Below are 23,851 nucleotides of genomic sequence, written 5' to 3'. Positions count from 1 at the left end.
TCGCAGGTTCGAATCCTGTCTTCCCGATTAGGTATGGGGATACTTAAGGGTATCTTTTTTATATGTGTTAAGGAGATTCTGAGAATCTTCTTTTTTGTTTTTAAGGAATGAATTTAGGAAAACTAGCAGTGCTTAAGGAATGGTAGTGGCTATATATTTTCTTTAATTATGGTAAAATAGTAAGAGAATAATGTGAGGAAATTGAATGTCAAGTAAGTTTGAAATTTTAATGAATCAAATAGGAGTCTCTGATCAATTGAGACAGGATCCTGCTCTTGTTAATGCAAGTATTGAGCGTGTTGTGGTTCATAAAATTAGTAAGATTTGGGAATTTCATTTTTTATTTTCTAATATTTTACCGATTGAAATCTTTTTAGAGTTAAAGAAAGGGCTTCGTGAAGAATTCTCTAAGACAGGGAATCAAGCTGTTTTCGAAATCAAAGCTCTCTCTCAAGAATTTTCAAATGAACTCTTGCAGGCCTACTATAAGGAGGCTTTTTCTGAAGGTCCATGTGCTAGCCAAGGGTTTAAGTCTCTTTATCAGAATTTGCAAGTTCGTGCAGAGAGGAATCAGCTCTTTATTGAAGGTTCAGAGGTGATTGATAAGGAACACTTTAAGAAAAATCATCTTCCTAATTTAACAAAGCAACTTGAAAAGTTTGGTTTTCCAGCTTTTGTCTGCCAAATCGAAAAGAATGATGCTCTTACACAGGAGCAGGAGGAAGCCTTCCATACGGAGAATGAACAAATTGTTCAGGCTGCTAATGAAGAGGCTTTGCGTGCTATGGAACAACTGGAACAGATGGCTCCTCCTCCAGTAGAAGAGAAACCGGCCTTTGATTTTCAGGCTAAAAAGACTGCGGCAAAACCAAAATTGGATAAGGCTGAAGTTACCCAGATGATTGATGTGACGACTGAGGAAAATCGTTTGGTCTTTGAAGGGGTCGTTTTTGATGTGGAACATAAGGTGACCAGAACTGGTCGCGTTTTGATTAACTTTAAAATGACGGACTACACTTCAAGTTTTTCAATGCAAAAGTGGGTTAAAAATGAAGAAGAGGCTCAGAAGTTTGACATCATCAAGAAAAATTCTTGGCTCCGTGTTCGTGGGAATGTAGAGATGAATAACTTCACACGCGATTTGACAATGAACGTGCAGGATGTGCAGGAAGTTGTTCACTATGAGCGGAAGGATTTGATGCCAGAAGGTGAGCGTCGGGTTGAGTTTCATGCTCATACTAACATGTCAACCATGGATGCTCTGCCAGAAGTAGAGAAAATTGTTGCGACAGCTGCAAAGTGGGGACACAAGGCGGTTGCCATCACGGACCATGGGAATGTTCAGTCCTTCCCACATGGCTACAAGGCAGCTAAGAAAGCTGGAATTCAGCTAATCTATGGAATGGAAGCCAATATTGTTGAAGACCGTGTTCCTATCGTTTACAACGAAGTGGAGATGGACTTGTCAGAAGCAACCTATGTTGTCTTTGACGTGGAAACGACAGGTCTCTCAGCCATCTATAATGACCTGATTCAGGTTGCGGCTTCTAAGATGTATAAGGGAAATGTTATTGCCGAATTTGACGAATTTATCAATCCTGGATATCCCTTGTCAGCCTTTACTACCGAGTTGACTGGTATTACAGATGACCATGTCAAAAATGCCAAACCACTAGAACAAGTTTTGCAAGAATTCCAAGAATTTTGCAAGGATACAGTCTTAGTCGCCCATAATGCTACCTTTGACGTTGGCTTTATGAACGCTAATTATGAGCGTCATGGTTTGCCTAAGATTAGCCAGCCAGTTATCGATACGCTCGAGTTTGCTAGAAATCTCTATCCTGAGTATAAACGTCATGGTTTGGGGCCGTTGACCAAGCGTTTTGGTGTGGCACTGGACCACCATCACATGGCCAACTACGATGCGGAAGCTACTGGTCGTTTGCTCTTTATCTTTATCAAGGATGTAGCAGAAAAACATGGTGTGACTGATCTGGCTAGACTCAACATTGACCTAATCAGTCCAGACTCTTATAAAAAAGCTCGGATCAAGCATGCGACCATCTATGTCAAGAATCAAGTAGGTCTAAAAAATATCTTTAAGCTGGTTTCTTTGTCCAATACCAAGTACTTTGAAGGAGTGCCACGAATTCCGAGAACGGTTCTAGATGCTCATCGGGAGGGATTGATTTTAGGGTCAGCTTGCTCTGAAGGTGAAGTTTTTGATGCAGTCGTTTCCCAAGGTGTGGATGCGGCGGTTGAGGTGGCCAAGTATTATGACTTTATCGAGGTTATGCCACCAGCTATCTATGCACCATTGATTGCTAAAGAGCAGGTTAAGGATATGGAGGAACTCCAAACTATTATCAAGAGTTTGATAGAGGTCGGGGACCGTCTTGGTAAACCTGTTCTGGCTACGGGAAATGTTCACTATATCGAACCAGAAGAAGAAATTTATCGTGAAATTATCGTCCGTAGTTTGGGGCAGGGGGCTATGATTAACCGAACCATCGGTCATGGTGAACATGCCCAACCAGCGCCGCTACCGAAGGCTCATTTTCGAACGACTAATGAGATGTTGGATGAATTTGCCTTCTTGGGAGAAGATTTAGCACGCAAATTAGTCATTGAAAACACCAATGACTTGGTAGATATCTTTGAACCTGTTGAGGTTGTTAAGGGTGACTTGTACACACCTTTCATTGACAAGGCGGAAGAAACGGTCGCCGAGCTGACCTACAAGAAAGCTTTTGAGATTTATGGAAATCCGCTGCCAGATATCGTTGATTTACGGATTGAAAAAGAATTAACTTCCATTCTGGGGAATGGATTTGCCGTGATTTATCTGGCATCGCAGATGCTGGTGCAACGTTCCAATGAACGGGGCTACTTGGTTGGTTCTCGTGGGTCTGTTGGCTCCAGTTTTGTTGCGACTATGATTGGGATTACGGAGGTTAATCCTCTCTCTCCTCACTATGTCTGTGGTCAGTGTCAGTATAGTGAATTTATCACGGATGGTTCTTATGGTTCAGGATTTGATATGCCCAATAAGGATTGTCCAAACTGTGGTCACAAACTCAGCAAAAATGGGCAGGATATTCCGTTCGAGACCTTCCTTGGTTTTGATGGAGACAAGGTTCCCGATATTGACTTGAACTTCTCGGGAGAAGACCAGCCTAGCGCCCACTTGGATGTGCGTGATATCTTTGGTGAAGAATATGCCTTCCGTGCAGGAACGGTTGGTACGGTAGCTGCTAAGACTGCCTATGGATTTGTAAAGGGCTATGAGAGAGACTATGGGAAGTTTTATCGTGATGCAGAGGTGGAACGTCTTGCCCAAGGTGCTGCCGGTGTCAAGCGGACTACAGGACAACACCCAGGGGGAATCGTTGTTATTCCTAACTACATGGATGTTTACGACTTTACGCCTGTTCAGTATCCAGCAGATGACGTGACGGCTGAATGGCAGACGACTCACTTTAACTTCCACGATATCGATGAGAACGTCCTCAAACTCGATGTGCTGGGACATGATGATCCGACCATGATTCGGAAACTGCAGGACTTGTCTGGGATTGACCCTAATGAAATTCCTATGGATGATGAAGGTGTCATGGCCCTCTTTTCTGGGACGGATGTGCTTGGGGTGACGCCTGAGCAAATAGGAACGCCGACGGGTATGCTGGGAATTCCAGAGTTTGGCACCAACTTTGTACGTGGGATGGTAGATGAGACGCATCCGACGACTTTTGCGGAGTTACTTCAGCTGTCTGGTCTGTCCCACGGTACCGATGTGTGGTTGGGAAATGCCCAGGATCTGATCAAGCAAGGAATTGCGGACCTATCAACTGTTATCGGTTGTCGGGACGATATCATGGTTTACCTCATGCATGCAGGTCTCGAACCTAAGATGGCCTTTACTATCATGGAACGGGTGCGTAAAGGCATGTGGCTAAAGATTTCCGAAGAGGAGCGAAGTGGCTACATCGAGGCTATGAAGGCCAATAAGGTGCCAGAGTGGTATATCGAGTCCTGTGGGAAAATCAAATATATGTTCCCTAAAGCTCACGCGGCAGCCTACGTTATGATGGCCTTGCGTGTGGCCTACTTCAAGGTTCACCATCCCATTTATTACTACTGTGCTTATTTCTCAATCCGTGCCAAGGCTTTTGACATCAAGACCATGGGTGCGGGTTTGGATGCCATTAAGCGCAGAATGGAGGAAATCGCTGAAAAACGGAAGAACAATGAAGCCTCTAATGTGGAAATTGATCTCTATACAACTCTTGAGATTGCCAATGAAATGTGGGAACGTGGTTTCAAGTTTGGCAAACTCGATCTCTACCGTAGTCAGGCGACAGAGTTCCTCATCGATGGGGATACCCTCATTCCGCCATTTGTAGCAATGGATGGTCTGGGAGAGAACGTTGCTAAGCAGTTGGTGCGAGCACGTGAAGAGGGTGAGTTCCTCTCTAAGACAGAACTACGCAAACGCGGTGGGCTCTCATCAACCTTGGTTGAGAAGATGGATGAAATGGGGATTCTCGGCAATATGCCAGAGGACAACCAGTTGAGTTTGTTTGATGATTTGTTTTAAGAGTTAGAACGGAGAACATCTTTATGAAACTTAGAATCTTTGCGGAAGACAAACCAGCTGAAAAGGTTTTTGACTATCAGCTAGAGCTGGCAGATGAAACAATTATCCTATCGACAGTGCTTCTGTCGGGTGCCATTGCTTTAGCAGGATTGTTTTCTGCTTTAAAAGATTAAACCGAGAAATTCTGTTTTCAGGTGTTTTCGTTAGAACTGGAATGTGTTATAATTTTGTTGTGTGGGAGTAGATGGAGGTGAGTTGGAAAATCAATTCATTTTCATGAATAGTGAGACGAAGAAAAGGAGAAGAGAGTGGCGAGATATTTAGTAGGTCCCTATAACAATAGTTGGAACTTTATGGATGCAGTTGAAAAAGCTCAAAACGGGGACACGATTGAATTTGAGGATGGGTATGCCTTTCAATGGCCAACAGATAGAGTCATTGTGATTAAAAAGAACCTTCATTTTGTGGGGCATGTAGTTCCAAATCCAAATGGTAATGGGCGCTTATTTAATAATACGATTGAAGCGTCATTTCAGATTGCAGGCGGCGCTGAGGTTTCCTTTGAAAATCTATGGTTTAAAATAACAGATAATTATGCGACCTTTTCAGTATTAGCTGGCTCTAAAATTTCCTGCAATCAGATTTATTTCGAAACAACTATCTCAGAAAATAAAAAATGCATGATTTATGCAGAAGCAAAATCAAAAGTGATATTAAATGATGTAGGAATGTCTACCCCTGAGAAACACAATAGTATGATCAAAATAGACAGTTCAGAATTGTCTATTAGTGATGCAACGATTTTATCTCGTATCTATGCGGTGGGTGGTTCTAAGATATCTTTAGACAATGTTTATCTTCAAAAATATGATCATAATGCGATCAATGTCAGAAATTCAGAGGTTACCTTAAAGAATTGTACAGTCAAAGGTGGTAATCTGGAGAAAGGATACCCAATAATCTGGCTAAAAAACGTTATCTGGCAGTCGGAAAATTCCGTATTGGAGATGCCAGGATTTACCGCAGTAAACTTGACAAAAAACGTTCGTTTTGGTACAGTATCAGATAGAATTTCAGCCTTGAGTTCATTTGAGAGTACAGTTCTAGCTCATGATATGACAATCACTGAATTTTTAGGAATTGATAAAGAATCTTTTGCTTCCTTAAAAGGAGTAACAAATTTTCTTACAGAGAGTCAGAAAAAGATTCCATTTGGTGCTTTTACAAATAGTGTAGTGCTCGCAGATCAGATGATTTTTCACAAACTATTTGCTCCTAATCTTCGTATCAAGGGTTCATCTTTTGTGAAAACAAATGCTCTTTCATATGCGCAAGGAGATGCTCGGGATCTTAAAGTTGAATTAGAGGATGGCTCAGACTATATTGTTGGGAAAGAATCTGCTCAAGGTGGTAGCACAGCTAATTCTGCAACGGGTGAAGTCGGAGTTGAAAAACGTGATGCTCTTGAGGAATTGAACAATCTAGTTGGTCTTGAGAAGGTCAAACATGAGATCAAGAAGATGATCAATATGGTAGAGTTCAATAAAAAACGGATTGCTAGTGGCAAGACTCCTGAAAAGCAAACCTTACACGCTGCCTTTATGGGAAATCCTGGTACAGGAAAGACCACTGTAGCTCGTCTTTTGGGGGAAGCTCTGTATGAAGCAGGGGTTCTTTCTGGTGAAGAGTTCCGATTTGTCGAAGCAACCGAATCTGACTTGATCTCTTCTAGTGTCGGTGGTACAGCCGAGCAAACGCAACACCTACTTGAAAAAGCGCGTGGAGGAATCCTCTTTATTGACGAAGCTTACAGCTTGGATAAGAAAGGTAGCAGCGTCAACTTCGGAATTGAGGCTGTTAATACCATCCTCAAATTTATGGAGGATAATCGTGATGATATCATGATTATTTTTGCGGGCTATACCAAAGAGATGGAAGAATTCTTCAAGACCAATCCTGGATTACGTTCGCGTGTACCAAACAACTTTATCTTTGAAGATTACACAGGGGATGAGATTGTTCAACTGGGTGAAATGATCTTGAAAAAAGGAGACTACAAGCTTGAAGACCGTGATTACTATGCTCGTCATGTCAAACGTGCTTATGATGGTTCGCTAGATAAGAGTAATGGTCGCTGGATCCGTAACCTGGATGAGCAATTGACCAAGACCTTGGCGGATCGTGTTGTGGCCCAAGGATCTGATGATATCGAGACAATCCTTAATATCGATATTGATGCTGTCCTCAATCAAGGCAAGTACCAGGAAGGTGCAGATAAGGAAGAAGACGGTATGGCAGCCCTCAACCGCTTGATTGGTATTCCAAAAGTCAAAGAGCAAGTAGAACAATTTGTAGCCATGGCAGAGTTTAACCAAAAACGGGCTGAACAAGGGGGTGTTGTAGCAGATACGACCTTGCACTCACTCTTTCTTGGAAACCCTGGTACAGGGAAGACAACCGTTGCTCGGATTTTAGGAAATATTCTTTTCCAAAAGGGAGTGATCAAGCAGAAGAAATTTATTGAAGTTTCACGGAGCAATCTGGTTGGAGGTTACCAAGGTCATACAGCTTTGAAGACGCGCGAAGTCTTAGAAAGTGCCCTTGGTGGTGTCCTCTTTATCGATGAAGCTTATGCTCTTTATAAGGATTCAAACGATAGTTTTGGGAAGGAAGCTTTAGATGAAATCCTCAAATTTATGGAGGATCATCGTCGTGATATCGTGATTATCTTTGCTGGATATACCAAGGAAATGTATGAGTTTCTACAAGTCAATTCAGGATTGCAAAGTCGGATTCCGACCACTTTCGATTTTGAAGATTATACACCTGATGAGATTGTTGAGATTGGACTTTTAGGACTTCATAAACAAGGTTATCAGGTCAATAAAGCTCTTTACGCGGATGTTGTGAAATTAAGTTATACACGTTCTAATGACAATAGCAATGGTCGCTGGGTTCGGAACTTTAACGAAAAACTTTTGCGTCAAGTTTCTACACGTGTAGCACGGGACGGAAGTAGCGATTACAACTCTATTTTGGATCAAGATTTAGAAGTATTAAGGGAGAATTGAAATGGCAGATAAAAATGACTATGTAGCACCTCCGGGAGTCAGCAGTGGACAATCCGATTATGTAGCTCCACCAGGTCAGACAGTCCAACAAAATGACTATGTAACACCACTGAGTGTTCAATCTTCACAGCAAAGTGATTATGTAACACCTCCTGGTGCACAGGGAACAAAACAATCAGATTATGTGCCTCCTCAACAAGGTCAAGCTAGTTCCCACCAAGAACAAGGCTACTTTGATACGCCGTCTGCTCCATGGACTATGTATCTGACAGGCTATCTCTTTATCATGTTAATGATTGTCTGGAACGGAGAAAATGGCTTGTTTATGAAATTGTTAGGAACGGCCTACACCCTTCTTTCTAACTACACCTTATCTTGGTATTCGGATTACAAACGATTTGAAAATGGACCTTTTGCTTGGTTCTTTACCCGTTTTGGAAGTGCGAAGTTTGGCTATGCTTCCTCTGCATCCATGAACTACCAAAAAGTTCGTGTATCTCGTGGTGTATTTGGGAACTATACAGGGACATCCAGTACGGATTGGGGCCAACATATTTTGACCGCAGTCATTGTTACTGTAGTGGCTGAACTATTGCGATTCTTTATCTGTATCCCAATCGCCTTTATTACACTCTTTACTCATAAAACCACTGTCGCAAAATATACGTATGCTTTGCAACAGTGGCTCAATCAACAGTAAGTGAATCAGGATTCTGCAGGAGCGGAATCCTTTTTGCATGGATTTATGGTATACTAGGAGAAGATTATTCACTTATAAAGGAGAAAGCAATGGTTTTACCAAATTTTAAAGAAAATCTAGAAAAATATGCGAAATTATTGGTTGCGAACGGAATCAACGTGCAACCTGGTCACACCTTGGCTCTCTCTATCGATGTGGAGCAACGTGAGTTGGCTCATTTAATCGTAAAAGAAGCCTATGCCTTGGGTGCGCATGAGGTTATCGTTCAGTGGACAGATGATGTGATTAACCGTGAGAAATTCCTCCACGCGCCGATGGAGCGTCTGGACAATGTGCCAGAATACAAGATTGCTGAGATGAACTATCTCTTGGAGAACAAGGCTAGCCGTCTCGGTGTCCGTTCATCTGATCCAGGTGCCTTGAACGGAGTGAATGCTGACAAGCTTTCAGCTTCTGCTAAAGCTATGGGACTTGCCATGAAGCCAATGCGTATCGCAACGCAATCCAACAAGGTTAGCTGGACTGTAGCAGCTGCAGCAGGGCTTGAGTGGGCTAAGAAGGTCTTTCCAAATGCTGCGAGCGATGAAGAAGCAGTCGATCTCCTTTGGGACCAAATCTTCAAAACTTGTCGTGTCTACGAAGAAGATCCTGTTAAGGCTTGGGAAGAACATGCAGCCATTCTTAAGAGTAAGGCAGATATGCTTAATAAGGAGCAATTTTCAGCCCTTCATTATACAGTGCCAGGGACAGATTTGACACTTGGCTTACCTAAGAACCACGTTTGGGAATCAGCTGGTGCTATCAATGCACAGGGCGAAGAATTCTTGCCAAATATGCCAACAGAGGAAGTCTTTACGGCTCCTGACTTCCGTCGTGCAGATGGTTATGTAACCTCTACAAAACCACTTAGCTACAACGGAAACATTATTGAGGGGATTAAAGTGACCTTCAAGGATGGTCAAATCGTAGATATCACTGCTGAGAAGGGTGATCAGGTCATGAAAGACCTTGTCTCTGAAAATGCGGGCGCTCGTGCCTTGGGTGAATGTGCCTTGGTACCAGATCCAAGTCCAATTTCTCAATCAGGCATTACCTTCTTCAACACTCTTTTCGATGAAAATGCTTCAAACCACTTGGCTATCGGTGCAGCCTATGCGACCAGCGTCGTTGGTGGTGCAGAGATGAGCGAAGAAGAGCTTGAAGCTGCAGGACTGAACCGTTCAGATGTTCACGTGGACTTTATGATTGGTTCGAATCAAATGGATATAGACGGTATCCGTGAGGATGGAACACGCGTACCGCTCTTTCGTAATGGAGACTGGGCAAATTAAGGAGAAGCTATGATTGGAAGCATGTTTGTCGGCCTTTTAATCGGACTACTAGCAGGGGCTATCACCAATCGTGGAGAACGTATGGGATGCTTTGGGAAGATGTTTCTCGGTTGGATTGGTGCCTTTTTAGGACAATTACTCTTTGGTGCTTGGGGGCCAAGCCTAAATGGTACAGCCATTATCCCAGCAGTTCTCGGTGCCATGATTGTGTTAGCTATCTTCTGGGAAAGAGGAAGTTAGCTTCCCGTCTCTGAAAAGGAAAGGAGGTTGGCTATTGAGCCAGCCTCCTTTTGAGTATGATATAATAGTTCTATGAGATTAGATAAATTTTTAGTTGCTTGCGCTGTAGGGAGTCGAACAGAGGTCAAAAACTTGCTCAAGTCTGGGCGGGTGACGGTAAATGGTAAAAAAGAAAAATCAGCTAAATTGCAGATTTATGAAGAAAGAGATGAGATCCGCTTTGATGGTCAAGTGCTGGAGTATGAGGAGTTTGTCTATTATATGATGAACAAGCCCCAAGGAGTTATTTCAGCGACCGAGGATCCCAAGCATAGAACGGTTCTAGACTTGCTGGATGACTTGGCGCGGACCAAGGAAGTTTTTCCAGTAGGGCGCTTGGATATCGATACGCATGGTCTTCTGCTCTTGACCAATGACGGCAAACTAGCTCACGCTCTTCTTTCACCAAAACGTCATGTGGATAAGACCTATCTGGCGCAAGTCGAGGGAATTATGACCCAAGAAGACGTGGAGAGATTTGCCAAGGGCATTCCGCTCAAGGATTTTACCTGCCAGCCAGCTAAGCTGGAGATTGTGTCGGTAAATCCAGTAAAGAATCAAAGTCTGGTTCGCGTGACCATTGCTGAAGGGAAGTTCCATCAGGTCAAGCGTATGGTATCCTACTGTGGCAAGGAAGTGGTGGACCTACAACGTTTGACGATGGGAAATTTAGCCTTGGACGAGAACTTAGAACGAGGAGAATGGCGTCGCCTGACCAAGGAGGAGTTAGAGGTTCTCCTTGCGGGTATTGCTTAATTTAATTTATGCTAGAAAAGGTGAGGAGAATGTCCTTGTCTTTTTATGTTTTCAGTTGCTTCCTTTGTGAAAAGAGTTATAATAGACTGTAGAATAAAAGGAGGAATCTATGAACGCGATTCAAGAATCATTTACTGATAAACTATTTGCCAACTATGAAGCAAATGTCAAATACCAAGCGATTGAAAATGCTGCCAGCCACAATGGAATTTTTGCAGCTCTAGAACGTCGCCAAAGTCATGTGGACAATGCACCTGTTTTCTCATTGGATTTGACCAAGGACAAGGTTACTAACCAGAAAGCGTCTGGTCGTTGCTGGATGTTTGCAGCTCTCAACACCTTCCGTCACAAACTTATCTCTCAATACAAATTGGAAAACTTTGAATTGTCACAAGCCCACACATTCTTCTGGGACAAGTACGAGAAATCCAACTGGTTCTTGGAGCAAGTGATTGCGACTGCAGACCAAGAATTGACGAGCCGTAAGGTTAGCTTCCTACTCCAAACTCCACAACAAGATGGTGGTCAATGGGATATGGTCGTTGCCCTCTTTGAGAAATACGGTGTCGTTCCTAAGTCAGTTTATCCTGAGTCTGTTTCATCTAGCAGCAGCCGTGAGCTCAATGCCATCCTCAACAAATTGCTCCGTCAAGATGCTCAAATCTTGCGTGACTTGCTCGCTTCTGGTGCAGACCAAGCAACTGTTCAAGCTAAGAAAGAAGACCTCTTGCAAGAAATCTTTAATTTCCTTGCTATGTCACTAGGACTTCCACCACGTAAATTTGACTTTGCTTATCGCGATAAGGATGATAACTACCAAAGCGAAAAGGGGATTACGCCACAAGAGTTTTACAAGAAATATGTCAATCTTCCTTTAGAAGATTATGTTTCTGTGATCAACGCCCCAACCGCTGATAAGCCTTACGGTAAATCTTACACAGTTGAGATGTTAGGAAATGTGGCTGGTAGCCGTGCAGTTCGCTACATCAACGTTCCAATGGAACGCTTGAAAGAATTGGCGATTGCCCAAATGCAAACAGGAGAAACTGTTTGGTTTGGTTCAGATGTCGGCCAGCTCAGCAACCGCAAAGCTGGAATCCTTGCAACAGATGTTTATGATTTTGAATCAAGCATGGACATTCAACTCACTCAAGACAAGGCTGGACGTTTGGATTACAGCGAAAGCTTGATGACCCACGCCATGGTCTTGACAGGTGTGGACTTGGATGAAAATGGCAAGTCAACCAAGTGGAAGATTGAAAACTCATGGGGAGACAAGGTCGGTACAGATGGTTACTTTGTTGCTTCAGACGCTTGGATGGACGAATACACCTACCAAATCGTTGTTCGTAAAGAATTGCTGACAGCAGATGAACAAGCTACTTATGAAGCAGAACCAATAGTACTTGCACCATGGGATCCAATGGGTGCCTTGGCAGAATAAAGTATAAAGAAAAGAGGTTAGGGGAATCCTAGCCTCTTTTTAAGTTCTTCTTAAAGTGGCGATAGATGATGCTTGCCAAGGGAGTTCTTCTTATTTTGAGTCTTTAAGTGACAGAGGAAAGGATATGTGTTATTATAGTAGTACAAAAGGATATCGGAGTAGAAATGAAGTATTTAAGTAGCCAAGACATCAAGGATCGTCAACGAAATATCAGCGACATTAAACCCTATAAAACAACCAAGGAAATCGTCGTTTCAAATATCTTTACCTTCTTTAATGCCATGAACTTGGCTCTGGCAGTTCTGGTAGCCACAACCTTGCGATTTGAAAATATGCTCTTTTTAGGTGTGATTGCTATCAATACAGCCATTGGGATTTTCCAAGAAGTACGTTCAAAAAATGCCTTAGAAAAGCTGAGTTTGCTTGGTAAAAGTAAGTACAGGGTCAATCGAGATGGTCAAACGATTGAGATTGATCCAGAGGACATCGTTCTGGGTGAGTACCTGTATCTCAATCTGGGTGATCAGGTGCCTGTCGATGCAGAAGTCCTTGAAGGGAATATTGAAGTTGATGAGTCCTTGCTGACTGGTGAGAGTGATTCAGTCTTTAAAACGGTTGGTGACCAGCTGATGAGCGGAAGCAATGTCGTCAGTGGCACGTGTCTGGTCCTTGCTACAGCTGTGGGTCCCGATAGCTATATTAACAAACTCGCAAAATCCAGCAAGGAATTCAAAAAATACCCTTCTCAACTGCGCGATTACATGGATAAGATTTTAAAAATCGTCTCTATCTTGCTGGTGCCAGTTGCCATTCTGCTCTATATCAGAGGTTTTAGTCTAGGACGGTCTTATGTTGAGATCGTCTTGGGAAGTTCTGGTGCCTTGGTCGGCATGATTCCAGAGGGCTTGATTCTCCTAGTTAGTGTGTCCCTAGCAGTAGCAGCCATGAAGCTGGCTAAAAAGAAGGTTCTGGTACAGGAGCTATACTGTGTAGAGACCTTGGCGCGTGTAGATGTTCTTTGTTTTGATAAGACAGGAACTATCACGACTGGTAATATGAAGGTCCAAGAAATGGATGCTAATGTGGCAGAGAAACTATCTTCTTATCTGGCTTATTTCGAGGATGAAAATGCAACTTCCCGAGCTCTGAAGACTTACTTAACCTGTGAGAAAAAGTGGGAAGTTCAAGAAGTCGGTGCCTTTTCAAGCAAAAACAAGTATTCCTTTGTCCAAGTAAAAGAGGGTGGGACCTATTTCTTCGGAGCCTATGAATTTCTAGGCTTTACCCAGCCGATGGATGTCTACTATGAACATCTAAAACAGCAAGGTTTTCGAATCTTGACACTTGCCCATAGTAAGGACCACATCACGAGTCCAGCCAATATGGAACTACTAGGCCACGTCATTTTGTCAGATGAGATTAAGGACAATACCAAGGAAACCTTTGACTATTTCGAATCTCAAGGTGTTGAAGTGAAGATTATCAGCGGTGATAATCATGTGGCTGTATATGGGGTGGCTCGTAAGGCAGGCTTTAAGGAAGAAGCGCGTGCGATTGATATGACCAAGGTGAGTGAACAAGATTTTGAAAGAGTGGTCTTGGAACACGAAATCTTTGGACGTGTGACACCTGAACAGAAGCAAAAGATGGTATCTATTTTGCAAAATGCGGGTAAGACAGTTGCCATGAGTGGTGACGGGGTCAATGATGTTCTGGCTCTCAAGAAAGCAGATATTAGTTTCGCCATGAAGGGAGCTACCAGTGCAGCCAAAAGTGTATCCAATATTGTTTTTCTGACCGATGACTTTGCAGTATTTTATGATATCTTGATGGAAGGTCGCCGGGTCATCAATAACATCCAAAAGGTAGCCTCTCTCTTTCTAACAAAGACCTTCTTCTCCATCGTGTTTGCGATTTTGAGTGTGGTATTTGGTTTGGAATTTACCTTTATCCCCATTCAGTTTACAATCATTTCAGCTATTACGATTGGGATTCCATCCTTCTTCCTAACGTTTGAGTCCAATAAAGAAAAGGTCAGCACACATTTTATGCGAGATATTTTGACCAATGCTGCGATTGGTGGTGGCATTCTGGTTGCTAGTGTACTCTTGACGAACTTCCTTATCACTGTCCCAGGTCAGGTCAAATTTATTTGCTTCCTCCTTGCTTTGATCAATGGTCTGTGTCTAGTTTCCAAGGTCAGCATTCCCTTTAATCGATACAAACTAGTCTTGCTCGTACTTTTGAGCCTTGCCGCCCTTGTAGGAGTGCTTGCCAACACCTTTATCTTGCGAGGAACTTTTGTACCTCTAGAAACCAGCCAAGTCGTCTATGTAGCCATCCTAGCAGTGGTGATTGGAGGCTTGCATTATCTGACTAGAAGAAAAAATTGATACACAAAAAGAATCAGGTTTATTACCTGATTCTTTTTTATCTATATTCTCGATGGCTTGGATTACATGATACCGAAGAAACGAGCTGCAATACCTACTGCAAAGAGAGCAAGGATGATTGCGATTGGTGATACCTTTTTCTTAAGCAACCACATGCAGAGGAAAGTAAGGAGAAGTCCCATCAATCCTGGGATCAATGAGTTCAACTGACCTTGAAGTGTTTGAGGTTGAACGCTATCCAAACTCAAACCACTAAGAGCCTGACCAAGAATTCCCTTCAATTCTCCACCTGTTACAGGCCCTTCTGGGAAGTTGATGTAGGCACCTTCAGCCAATTGTTTACCAGGAAGGTTAACAGTAAAGTTGATAGATACCCAACGTTGTACAAGAACGGCAAGGATGAACATACCAAGGATAGATGCTCCTTTGGTGATATCTTTCAAGATACCACCAGACATGTCTTTAGTGATTTCAGATCCAGCTTTGTAACCGAACTCTTGTGTATACCATAGGAAGGCCATACGGATAGCATTCCATCCAAAGAAGAAGAGAAGGGGACCAACAATGTTACCAGATGCAGCAAGTGATGCACCAAGGGCTCCAAGGATAGGACGAACTGTAAACCAGAATACTGGGTCACCGATACCAGCAAGAGGTCCCATCATACCGATTTTAACCCCTTGGATAGCCGCGTCGTCGATTTCAACACCATTAGCGCGCTCTTCTTCAAGTGCAAGAGTAACCCCCATGATTGGAGCAGCGACGTATGGGTGAGTGTTGAAGAACTCAAGGTGACGCTCAAGAGCAGCCGCTTGGTCTTCTTTTTTAGTGTACAATTTTTTGATAGCTGGGATCAAAGAGTAAGCCCAACCCAAGTTTTGCATACGTTCGTAGTTCCAAGAACCTTGAAGGAATTGTGAACGCCACCAAACTTTTTGACGATCTGATTTTGATAATTGAATTTTTTCAGCCATGATTGTTCCCCTTTCTAGTAGTCTTCTAGGATATCACCGATTGGGTCGTTAGAAGTCGCAGCTCCGCCGCCACCGTTACCACCTTGTTTTGTAAGGTTAAGGTAGATGAAGGCAAGGGCAACACCGATGACACCAAGGGCAATCAAAGTCAATTGAGAGATTGCTGCAAGAGCAAAACCGATAGCGAAGAATGGCCATACTTCACGAGTTGCCATCATGTTGATAACCATAGCGTAACCAACGGCAACGACCATAGCACCACCTACAGCCATACCACCATTCAACCATTCTGGCATTAGGCCAAGAGCGTCTTGAACAGCAGAAGCAGGGATAGCGATAAGGAAGGCTGCAGGGATAGCGATACGAAGACCTTGAAGAACAAGGGCAAAGTAGTGAGCGCGTTCAACAGCCGCAATATTTCCTTCTTTTGCAGCTGCGTCAGCTGAGTGAACCAAGGCAACTGAGATTGTACGAACAATCATTGTCAAGAAAAGTCCAGCTACGGCAAGAGGGATAGCTGTGGCTGTTGCGACGGCGATACCTTCAGTAGTAAAGTTACCACCTTTGATCAAGATGATCGCTGCGGCAACAGATGCAAGAGCAGCGTCAGGAGCTACGGCAGCTCCGATGTTAGCCCAACCAAGGGCGATCATTTGAAGAGATCCACCAAGCATAACACCTGCTTCGAGGTTACCTGTTACAAGTCCGATAAGGGTACATGCGACGATTGGTTGATGGAATTGGAATTGGTCGAGGATACCTTCAAGACCTGCAAGGAAGGCAACAACTACAACCAAGATAGCAGAAATGATTGAAATATCTGACATGGTTTTATTCCTTTTCTATTTAGTTTTAATAAAGTATTTAATCCTGTTTTCAAAAATGATAAAACAGATTAAAATTATTGGACGTTTGCTTTCTTAATCAAGTCAAACAAATCTTTTTTCGTGTCGTTTGGTACTTTACGTACATCAAATTCAACACCGAGGTCACGCATTTTTTCAAATGTTGCAACATCATCTTTGTCCATAGACAAAACGTTGTTAATCATTGTTTTACCTGTTGAGTGGGCCATAGAACCAACGTTAAGGGTCTTGATTGGCACGCCACCTTCGATGGCACGAAGGGCATCTTGAGGTGTTTCAAACAAGATAAGAGCATGTGTGTTACCAAAACGAGGATCTTTTGCAACCTCAATCAATTTTTTGATTGGGACAACGTTGGCTTTTACTCCGTTAGGAGCTGCTTGTTTGATCAATTCTTTACGCAATTCGTCGTTTGCAACGTTATCTGAAGCAACGATGATACGATCTGCTTTTGAATCTGGTGTCCAAGCAGTTGCGACTTGTCCGTGAAGAAGACGTGTGTCAAGACGCGCAAGATTGATTTTCAATTTACCATCTCCGATAACAGTTCCTTCTGGAATAGCAGCTTGGGCAACTGGAGCAGCCGCAGCACTAGCCCCTTCCTCAACTGGATTGAGCTCTTCTGGAAGAGCCTTGATGCCATCTTTGGCTTCTTTAATGATATTCGCAGCGACTTTATCCACACCTGCAGTAGCGTCCATAAGGCGCTCAGTGTAGGCTTGGATCAACATCGGCAAGTTAAGCCCTGTGATGATGGCAAACTTACGCTCAGGATTTTCTCCCATCACGCGGCTAGCTTGGTTGAACGGAGATCCACTCCAAAGGTCAGCCAATACTAGAACCTCATCTTCTGCGTCAAATGCAGCCACAGCGTTGTTGAATTTAGCGTAAAGGTCATCTGGACCTTCATTTGGCATAAAGGTTACAACTTGAACCTTTTCTTGTTCACCAAAGATCATAGATCCTGACTGATGAATACCCGCAGCAAATTCGCCGTGGCTCGCAATAATGATTCCGATACTCATTATTGTCATTCCTCCTTTTAAAATGTTTGACTTATAGGTTTCCTAAAAAACCTCAGACGTACCTAGTATAAATCGTTTTCATATAAAAATCAACTACTTTTTCGAAAATTGTAAAAGTTTTCAATGAAAATAGGCTTACAAAATGTTAATATATAAATAATTTCAAAAAATATATGAAAATTGCAATAGAAAATTTAATATAAAAATACTGAAAATGAGTGACCTTCATGAAAATAGAATGAAAATAAAAAGGAAAGATTGCTATTCTGCAATCTTTCCTTTTTATAGGAATAAATTTTGTAAAGCGTGGGCAACTCCGTCTTCTTCGTTTGTCAGAGGAAGCTGTTCGTCTGCATATGGAAGGAGAGCAGGATTGGCGTTTTTCATAGCATATCCCTTGCCTGCAAATGCTAACATTTCCGTATCGTTATGCTCATCACCAAAGGCGATTAAGTCTTTTTTATCACGATTCATAACATTGAGCAAGTACTCTAGAGCAAAGGCTTTGTTTACCCCCTTGGGTGTACATTCGAGGATGTTGAGAGGGCCACCCCAGGTATTGATAGCTAGTTGATGCTGATAAAAACGATTCATCTCGTCCGCTAGAGCGTATTTGTCCTCAACCCTTGTTTGCAAGAGAATGCAGTTAGGATTCTTGGTTACTCGTTCGGGTTTGAATTGATTTTCCGGTTGGAAGTTCTCTACGCCAAATAGTTTAGGGTCCGCAATTTCTTCATTCGGAGCTGTAATGTAAAATTTCTTACGGTATTCTCCTGCAATAAAGTCGGCCTGAATATCCTCTTTACGTTTGACCATATCTAGGAGATATTTTTTGTCCAAGGTTAAGCATCTTTCGTGCTCCCAAGCCTGTCCTGGTAGATGGGTGAGGGAACCATTAAAGTTAATCATAGGAGTATGTAGCTCTAGTTCGCGGTAGAAGTCTTTTGCCATGCGATACGGGCGCCCCGTCGTGATGATGACATGGTGTCCTTTTTCTGAAATTTTTTTGATTGTCTCTTTGGTAAAATCGGAGAGCTTGCTTTCGCTATTCAGCAGGGTTCCGTCCAAATCGACTGCGATAATTTTTTTAGTCATATAAACCTTCCTAGTCGTTTCCAGATAAGATGTCTACTATTATATCAAAAAGAAAGAAGAAAAGCAGACTCGAGATAAAAAACAAAAATTGTTCCAATTTGGTAAATAAACCAAATAAACATATTGAAAAGGTGAATGATAAGTGGTATAATAATAATATTGTTCGTAAAAAAACAAAAGGAGATTCATAATGGATAAACTATTTAAACTAAAAGAGAACGGGACGGACGTTCGTACGGAGGTTCTCGCTGGTTTAACAACTTTCTTTGCAATGAGTTACATTCTCTTTGTGAACCCACAAATGCTTGCGCAGACAGGGATGCCTGCTCAAGGTGTTTTCCTAGCAACAATTATTGGTGCAGTAGCTGGTACCCTGATGATGGCCTTCTATGCGAACCTGCCATACGCTCAAGCACCAGGTATGGGACTCAATGCCTTCTTTACCTTTACAGTCGTATTTGGACTTGGTTATTCATGGCAAGAGGCCTTGGCTATGGTCTTTATCTGTGGAATTATTTCACTAATCATTACCTTAACAAATGTTCGTAAAATGATTATTGAATCCATTCCCAATGCGCTTCGTTCGGCTATTTCAGCAGGTATCGGTGTCTTCCTTGCCTATGTAGGGATTAAGAATGCTGGTCTTTTGAAATTCTCTATTGATCCAGGAAGTTATACAGTTGCTGGTGAGGGTGCTGATAAGGCCCAAGCAGCCATTACAGCAAACTCTTCAGCAGTTCCAGGTCTGGTTAGCTTTAATAATCCGGCTGTTTTAGTGGCTATTGCAGGTTTGGCGATTACGATTTTCTTTGTTATCAAGGGTATCAAGGGAGGAATTATTCTTTCTATCCTAACAACGACAGTTCTTGCTATCGCTGTTGGTTTGGTTGATGTATCAAGCATTGATTTTTCTAATAACCATGTGGGTGCAGCCTTTGAAGATTTGAAGACAATCTTTGGTGCAGCACTTGGCTCACAAGGATTGGGTGCTTTAATCTCAGACACTGCTCGTCTACCGGAAACGCTTATGGCTATTCTGGCCTTCTCGTTGACAGATATTTTTGACACAATTGGTACCTTGATTGGTACAGGTGAAAAAGTCGGTATCGTAGCGACAAATGGTGAAAATCACCAATCAGATAAGTTGGATAAGGCTCTTTACTCTGACTTGATTGGTACTTCAATTGGTGCTATCGCAGGTACTTCAAACGTAACGACTTATGTTGAGTCTGCTGCTGGTATTGGTGCAGGTGGACGTACTGGATTAACTGCCTTGGTGGTTGCGGTTTGTTTTGCAATTTCAAGTTTCTTTAGTCCACTTTTGGCAATTGTTCCATCAGCTGCGACGGCTCCAATTTTGATTATCGTTGGGATTATGATGCTCGGTAGTTTGAAAAACATCCATTGGGATGATATGGCTGAAGCTGTCCCTGCCTTCTTTACATCTATCTTCATGGGATTCAGCTACTCTATCACACAAGGGATTGCAGTTGGTTTCTTGACTTATACGTTAACAAAAGTTGTCAAAGGTCAAGCAAAGGACGTGCACGCGATGATTTGGATTTTGGATGCCTTGTTTATCCTTAACTATATCAGTATGGCGCTTTAAATGATATAATAGTAGAAAAGGGGTTATCCCCCTTTTACTATAAGGAGGTATATCATGAAAGAAAAGACGATCTGGCGAGAGGTTTGGGACAGAGGGATGTGGATCCTCATCCTTTTAGCAGCTTTTGTCCTATCACAATTTCCTTTAGGGTTATCCGCTTGGTTGACTTCTAAACAATTTCCGCTTTTGCAGTCAGGACTCTTAGTTGGTGCTTTGTCTATTGTCGTTTTGGTAGTATTCATCATTGGTGCGCGAAAAACAAAGCTTGCTACCTTTGATCTATCCTTTTTTAAGGCTAAGGATCTAGCTCGCTTGGTATTGAGCTATCTAGTAATCTTTGCTACTAATTTGTTGGGCTCAGCTTTGCTTCGCATGATGAATGAAACAACGACCAGTAACCAATCAATACTGAATGGTTTAGTTCAGAATAGTTCCTTGATTTCAACTTTCTTTCTACTAGTCTTGATTGCGCCGATTTGTGAAGAAATTTTGTGTCGTGGGATTATTCCCCAAAAGATCTTCCGTGGAAAAGAAAAACTTGGCTTTGTTGTTGGTGCAATCGTCTTTGCCTTGCTCCATACGCCAACCAATCTGCCTTCTGTGATTATTTATGGAGGGATGTCAACGGTTTTGACTTGGACAGCCTATAAGACTGAGCGTTTGGAGATGTCCATTTTGCTTCATATGATTCTCAATGGTATTGCATTTTGTTTGTTGGCCTTATTGGTATTGATTAGTAGAAATCTAGGTCTATCATTCTAAACCATTAGCCCGCTTGGAAAAGATGAATACTAGCGTGTTCATCTTTTTCTTTTTATGGTAGAATAGAGAGATAATATGGTAAAGAACCTTAAGGGAGTGACCGATATGTCCAATAAAGTCAACCGTGAAAAAACAGCTATTTGTGGAATTATCAATGTGACGCCAGATTCCTTTTCGGATGGTGGGCAGTTTTTTGCTCTTGACCAGGCGCTCCAGCAGGCTCATAAATTGATAGCAGAAGGAGCGAGCATGCTAGATATCGGTGGAGAATCGACTCGGCCGGGCAGTAGCTATGTTGAGATAGAAGAGGAAATCCAGCGTGTTGTTCCAGTGATCAAAGCGATTCGTAAGGAAAGTGATGTCCTCATTTCTGTCGATACATGGAAAAGTCAGGTGGCAGAAGCTGCCTTGGCTGCTGGTGCCAATCTGGTAAATGACATTACGGGTCTCATGGGAGATGAGAAAATGGCGGATGTGGTTGCTAAGGCTGGTGCGAAAGTGGTTATCATGTTTAATCCAGTTATGGCGCGACCTCAGCATCCTAGCTCGCTCATATTTCCTCATTTTGGCTTTGGACAAGCTTTTACAGAGAAAGAGTTAGCTGACTTTGAAAAAATGCCAATCGAAGATTTGATGAAGGCTTTCTTTGAACAAGCTCTAGTGAGAGCGAATCAAGCTGGAATTGCAAGAGAAAATATTCTGCTGGATCCAGGAATTGGCTTTGGTCTGACCAAGAAAGAAAATCTCCTTCTTCTACGTGATCTGGATAAACTACACCAGCAAGGCTATCCAATTTTTCTTGGAGTTTCGCGTAAGCGATTTGTCATCAATATCCTAGAAGAAAATGGTTTTGAAGTCAATCCTGAGGCCGAACTTGGTTTCCGCAATCGGGACACAGCTTCGGCTCATGTAACCAGTATCGCTGCGAGACAGGGTGTGGAAGTAGTGCGCGTGCACGATGTAGCCAGTCACAAGATGGCGGTTGAAATTGCCTCTGCTATTCGATTGGCAGATGATGCGGAAAATTTAGATTTAAAACAATACAAGTAAGATGAACGAAATTGAAAACAATCAGTGGATTGCCCACTACCGGACCGACCAACCGCATTTCGGTTTGGAACGAATGGTAGAACTCCTAGCTCTGCGAGGCAATCCCCATCTCAAACTTAAGGTTATCCATATTGGAGGGACCAATGGCAAGGGCTCGACCATTGCTTTTTTGAAAAATATGCTCGTAAAGCTAGGTCTGAGAGTAGGTGTGTTCAGTTCGCCCTATCTCATTCATTACACAGACCAGATTAGCATCAATGGGGAATCCATCCCAGAAGCGAGGCTGGAGGCCCTCATGGCAGACTATCAGTCTTTGCTTGAGGGGGAATCTGCTGACAATTTGCAGGGAACAACCGAGTTTGAGATTATCACAGCTCTAGCTTATGATTACTTTGCCTCAGAGCTAGTAGATGTGGCCATCATGGAAGTCGGCATGGGTGGCCTTCTGGATAGTACCAATGTTTGCCAGCCGATTTTAACAGGAATTACGACCATTGGACTGGATCATGTGGCCCTACTTGGTGGCACCTTGGAAGCCATAGCGGAGCAGAAGGCAGGTATTGTCAAACAAGGTATTCCCTTGGTGACAGGTCATATTGTTCCTGAAGCCTTGACTGTGATCGACCCTATTGCAGAAGCTAAAAATGCACCTAGACTTGCCTATGGAAGTGATTACCAGGTTCGTCATCAAGAAAGCGTGGTAGCGGGTGAAATCTTTGATTATACCAGTTCTGTCAGAACAGGTCGCTTTCAAACAGGTCTGCTTGGTTTGCACCAGATAGAGAATGCGGGGATGGCGCTTGCTCTCCTAGACACTTATTGTCAGGAGATTGGGCGAGAATTAGCAAGTAATGACTTGGTCGCTCAAGCCATGGAGGAAACAAGTTGGCCTGGACGTTTGGAGGTCGTGTCTAGTGACCCCTTGCTGCTTTTGGATGGGGCCCATAATCCCCATGCTATCAAGGCCTTGTTGGCAACCTTGCAAGAACGCTTTGCGGATTATCATAAGGAAATCCTCTTTACCTGCATCAAAACCAAGGCCTTGGAGGATATGCTGGACTTGCTAGGGGAAATGCCAGATACCGAGCTTACCCTGACACATTTTGACGATAGTCGGGCGACTGATGAAAGCGTGCTGAAAGAGACAGCCAAGTCTAGAAATCTCAATTACCAAAGTTGGCAGGATTTTCTAGAGCAGAAATTGACAGATAAAAATGAAGAGAAACAAACAGTTAGGATTATCACAGGTTCCTTGTATTTCTTGAGCCAAGTGAGAGCCTATCTGATGGAGAGGAAGAACGAGAATGGATACACAAAAGATTGAAGCAGCTGTAAAAATGATTATTGAGGCTGTCGGTGAGGACGCTAACCGCGAGGGCTTGCAGGAAACACCTGCTCGTGTAGCCCGTATGTACCAAGAGATTTTTTCAGGTCTTGGTCAGACTGCGGAGGAACACTTGTCAAAATCCTTTGAGATTATCGATGATAATATGGTGGTAGAAAAGGATATCTTTTTCCACACTATGTGTGAGCACCACTTCTTGCCCTTTTATGGGAGGGCGCACATTGCCTATATTCCAGATGGTCGGGTGGCAGGCTTGTCCAAGCTTGCCCGTACGGTTGAAGTTTATTCTAAGAAACCACAAATTCAAGAACGGTTGAATATTGAAGTGGCCGATGCCTTGATGGAGTATCTGGGTGCTAAGGGAGCCTTTGTTGTTATTGAGGCAGAACATATGTGTATGAGCATGCGTGGTGTTAGAAAACCAGGTACTGCAACCTTGACGACAGTAGCTCGTGGTCTATTTGAAACAGATAAGGATCTCCGAGATCAGGCTTATCGTTTAATGGGACTATAAAAAGAATCCGCTTCAAGCGGATTTTTCTAGAAAGGACTAG

The 23,851-nt window shown here is 42.9% G+C and carries 18 protein-coding genes; 14 read left to right on the top strand and 4 right to left on the bottom strand.

Annotated features, from left to right (window positions below; translation table 11 throughout):
* Positions 1–205 precede the first annotated feature (205 nt).
* The 9 genes from MK396_RS09250 (at position 206) to MK396_RS09210 (ending at position 14,571) form a co-directional block, all read left to right on the top strand.
* Positions 206–4,597 carry a PolC-type DNA polymerase III gene (locus MK396_RS09250; protein ID WP_268724365.1) on the top strand — a complete coding sequence of 1,464 codons (4,392 nt, stop codon included), beginning with the start codon at positions 206–208 and terminating at the stop codon, positions 4,595–4,597.
* Between the two features lie 23 nt (positions 4,598–4,620).
* Complete coding sequence (locus tag MK396_RS09245; protein WP_268724364.1) at positions 4,621–4,770, top strand: hypothetical protein; 150 nt, start codon at positions 4,621–4,623, stop codon at positions 4,768–4,770.
* 180 nt (positions 4,771–4,950) lie between these two features.
* On the top strand, positions 4,951–7,668 hold the full coding sequence (locus MK396_RS09240) for an AAA family ATPase (RefSeq protein WP_419150882.1): 2,718 nt from the start codon (positions 4,951–4,953) through the stop codon (positions 7,666–7,668).
* Position 7,669: 1 nt separating this feature from the next.
* Entirely contained in the window at positions 7,670–8,368 is a 699-nt protein-coding gene (locus tag MK396_RS09235; protein WP_268724362.1) for a hypothetical protein, read from the top strand.
* 89 nt (positions 8,369–8,457) lie between these two features.
* Positions 8,458–9,699, top strand: coding sequence for an aminopeptidase (locus MK396_RS09230; RefSeq protein WP_268724361.1), 1,242 nt, complete (start codon positions 8,458–8,460; stop codon positions 9,697–9,699).
* A 9-nt stretch (positions 9,700–9,708) separates the two neighbouring features.
* The gene (locus MK396_RS09225) at positions 9,709–9,939 is read left to right on the top strand and encodes a GlsB/YeaQ/YmgE family stress response membrane protein (protein WP_268724360.1); all 231 of its coding nucleotides are present in this window, start codon (positions 9,709–9,711) and stop codon (positions 9,937–9,939) included.
* A gap of 72 nt (positions 9,940–10,011) precedes the next feature.
* Positions 10,012–10,734 carry a pseudouridine synthase gene (locus MK396_RS09220; protein WP_268724359.1) on the top strand — a complete coding sequence of 241 codons (723 nt, stop codon included), beginning with the start codon at positions 10,012–10,014 and terminating at the stop codon, positions 10,732–10,734.
* Positions 10,735–10,843: 109 nt separating this feature from the next.
* Positions 10,844–12,178, top strand: coding sequence for an aminopeptidase C (pepC, locus tag MK396_RS09215; RefSeq protein ID WP_268724358.1), 1,335 nt, complete (start codon positions 10,844–10,846; stop codon positions 12,176–12,178).
* Positions 12,179–12,342: 164 nt separating this feature from the next.
* Positions 12,343–14,571, top strand: coding sequence for an HAD-IC family P-type ATPase (locus MK396_RS09210; RefSeq protein ID WP_268724357.1), 2,229 nt, complete (start codon positions 12,343–12,345; stop codon positions 14,569–14,571).
* A 62-nt stretch (positions 14,572–14,633) separates the two neighbouring features.
* Here MK396_RS09210 and MK396_RS09205 read toward each other — a convergent pair whose 3' ends face one another.
* The 4 genes from MK396_RS09205 to MK396_RS09190 form a co-directional block, all read right to left on the bottom strand.
* Positions 14,634–15,545, bottom strand: a complete 912-nt coding sequence (locus MK396_RS09205) for a PTS system mannose/fructose/sorbose family transporter subunit IID (RefSeq protein ID WP_000818319.1) — start codon at positions 15,543–15,545, stop codon at positions 14,634–14,636.
* 14 nt (positions 15,546–15,559) lie between these two features.
* Positions 15,560–16,372 carry a PTS mannose/fructose/sorbose transporter subunit IIC gene (locus MK396_RS09200; RefSeq protein ID WP_001280326.1) on the bottom strand — a complete coding sequence of 271 codons (813 nt, stop codon included), beginning with the start codon at positions 16,370–16,372 and terminating at the stop codon, positions 15,560–15,562.
* 74 nt (positions 16,373–16,446) lie between these two features.
* Positions 16,447–17,436 (bottom strand): PTS sugar transporter subunit IIB, encoded by a 990-nt coding sequence (locus MK396_RS09195; protein WP_000021989.1) that lies wholly within the window; start codon positions 17,434–17,436, stop codon positions 16,447–16,449.
* A gap of 282 nt (positions 17,437–17,718) precedes the next feature.
* Positions 17,719–18,531, bottom strand: coding sequence for a Cof-type HAD-IIB family hydrolase (locus MK396_RS09190; protein ID WP_125841305.1), 813 nt, complete (start codon positions 18,529–18,531; stop codon positions 17,719–17,721).
* 190 nt (positions 18,532–18,721) lie between these two features.
* On the opposite strand from MK396_RS09190, the gene MK396_RS09185 reads away from it, so the two are divergent.
* The 5 genes from MK396_RS09185 to folE all read left to right on the top strand — a co-directional run bounded on the left by MK396_RS09185 (position 18,722) and on the right by folE (position 23,811).
* A complete protein-coding gene (locus MK396_RS09185; RefSeq protein WP_000359305.1) occupies positions 18,722–20,140 on the top strand; it encodes an NCS2 family permease in 1,419 nt (472 codons plus the stop codon).
* A gap of 54 nt (positions 20,141–20,194) precedes the next feature.
* A complete protein-coding gene (locus MK396_RS09180; RefSeq protein ID WP_268724356.1) occupies positions 20,195–20,902 on the top strand; it encodes a CPBP family intramembrane glutamic endopeptidase in 708 nt (235 codons plus the stop codon).
* Positions 20,903–20,977: 75 nt separating this feature from the next.
* Complete coding sequence (gene folP / locus MK396_RS09175; protein WP_268724355.1) at positions 20,978–21,952, top strand: dihydropteroate synthase; 975 nt, start codon at positions 20,978–20,980, stop codon at positions 21,950–21,952.
* Between the two features lies 1 nt (position 21,953).
* Positions 21,954–23,276, top strand: coding sequence for a bifunctional folylpolyglutamate synthase/dihydrofolate synthase (locus MK396_RS09170; protein ID WP_268724354.1), 1,323 nt, complete (start codon positions 21,954–21,956; stop codon positions 23,274–23,276).
* Positions 23,257–23,811 carry a GTP cyclohydrolase I FolE gene (gene folE, locus MK396_RS09165; RefSeq protein WP_000380917.1) on the top strand — a complete coding sequence of 185 codons (555 nt, stop codon included), beginning with the start codon at positions 23,257–23,259 and terminating at the stop codon, positions 23,809–23,811. Before MK396_RS09170 ends, folE begins: the two co-directional genes overlap by 20 nt.
* Positions 23,812–23,851 lie beyond the last annotated feature (40 nt).

The organism is Streptococcus oralis (genome assembly GCF_026782235.1).
In the GTDB taxonomy this organism is placed as follows: Bacteria; Bacillota; Bacilli; order Lactobacillales; family Streptococcaceae; genus Streptococcus; species Streptococcus oralis_CC.
This window is presented reverse-complemented; position numbering and strand designations above follow the sequence as displayed.

What these genes read in the sequence shown, in the direction of transcription:
- MK396_RS09250 (WP_268724365.1), top strand. Translation starts at nt 206, where the DNA reads ATGTCAAGTAAGTTTGAAATTTTAATGAATCAAATAGGAGTCTCTGAT.
- MK396_RS09245 (WP_268724364.1), top strand. Translation starts at nt 4,621, where the DNA reads ATGAAACTTAGAATCTTTGCGGAAGACAAACCAGCTGAAAAGGTTTTT.
- MK396_RS09240 (WP_419150882.1), top strand. Translation starts at nt 4,951, where the DNA reads ATGGATGCAGTTGAAAAAGCTCAAAACGGGGACACGATTGAATTTGAG.
- MK396_RS09235 (WP_268724362.1), top strand. Translation starts at nt 7,670, where the DNA reads ATGGCAGATAAAAATGACTATGTAGCACCTCCGGGAGTCAGCAGTGGA.
- MK396_RS09230 (WP_268724361.1), top strand. Translation starts at nt 8,458, where the DNA reads ATGGTTTTACCAAATTTTAAAGAAAATCTAGAAAAATATGCGAAATTA.
- MK396_RS09225 (WP_268724360.1), top strand. Translation starts at nt 9,709, where the DNA reads ATGATTGGAAGCATGTTTGTCGGCCTTTTAATCGGACTACTAGCAGGG.
- MK396_RS09220 (WP_268724359.1), top strand. Translation starts at nt 10,012, where the DNA reads ATGAGATTAGATAAATTTTTAGTTGCTTGCGCTGTAGGGAGTCGAACA.
- pepC (WP_268724358.1), top strand. Translation starts at nt 10,844, where the DNA reads ATGAACGCGATTCAAGAATCATTTACTGATAAACTATTTGCCAACTAT.
- MK396_RS09210 (WP_268724357.1), top strand. Translation starts at nt 12,343, where the DNA reads ATGAAGTATTTAAGTAGCCAAGACATCAAGGATCGTCAACGAAATATC.
- MK396_RS09205 (WP_000818319.1), bottom strand. Translation starts at nt 15,545, where the DNA reads ATGGCTGAAAAAATTCAATTATCAAAATCAGATCGTCAAAAAGTTTGG.
- MK396_RS09200 (WP_001280326.1), bottom strand. Translation starts at nt 16,372, where the DNA reads ATGTCAGATATTTCAATCATTTCTGCTATCTTGGTTGTAGTTGTTGCC.
- MK396_RS09195 (WP_000021989.1), bottom strand. Translation starts at nt 17,436, where the DNA reads ATGAGTATCGGAATCATTATTGCGAGCCACGGCGAATTTGCTGCGGGT.
- MK396_RS09190 (WP_125841305.1), bottom strand. Translation starts at nt 18,531, where the DNA reads ATGACTAAAAAAATTATCGCAGTCGATTTGGACGGAACCCTGCTGAAT.
- MK396_RS09185 (WP_000359305.1), top strand. Translation starts at nt 18,722, where the DNA reads ATGGATAAACTATTTAAACTAAAAGAGAACGGGACGGACGTTCGTACG.
- MK396_RS09180 (WP_268724356.1), top strand. Translation starts at nt 20,195, where the DNA reads ATGAAAGAAAAGACGATCTGGCGAGAGGTTTGGGACAGAGGGATGTGG.
- folP (WP_268724355.1), top strand. Translation starts at nt 20,978, where the DNA reads ATGGTAAAGAACCTTAAGGGAGTGACCGATATGTCCAATAAAGTCAAC.
- MK396_RS09170 (WP_268724354.1), top strand. Translation starts at nt 21,954, where the DNA reads ATGAACGAAATTGAAAACAATCAGTGGATTGCCCACTACCGGACCGAC.
- folE (WP_000380917.1), top strand. Translation starts at nt 23,257, where the DNA reads ATGGATACACAAAAGATTGAAGCAGCTGTAAAAATGATTATTGAGGCT.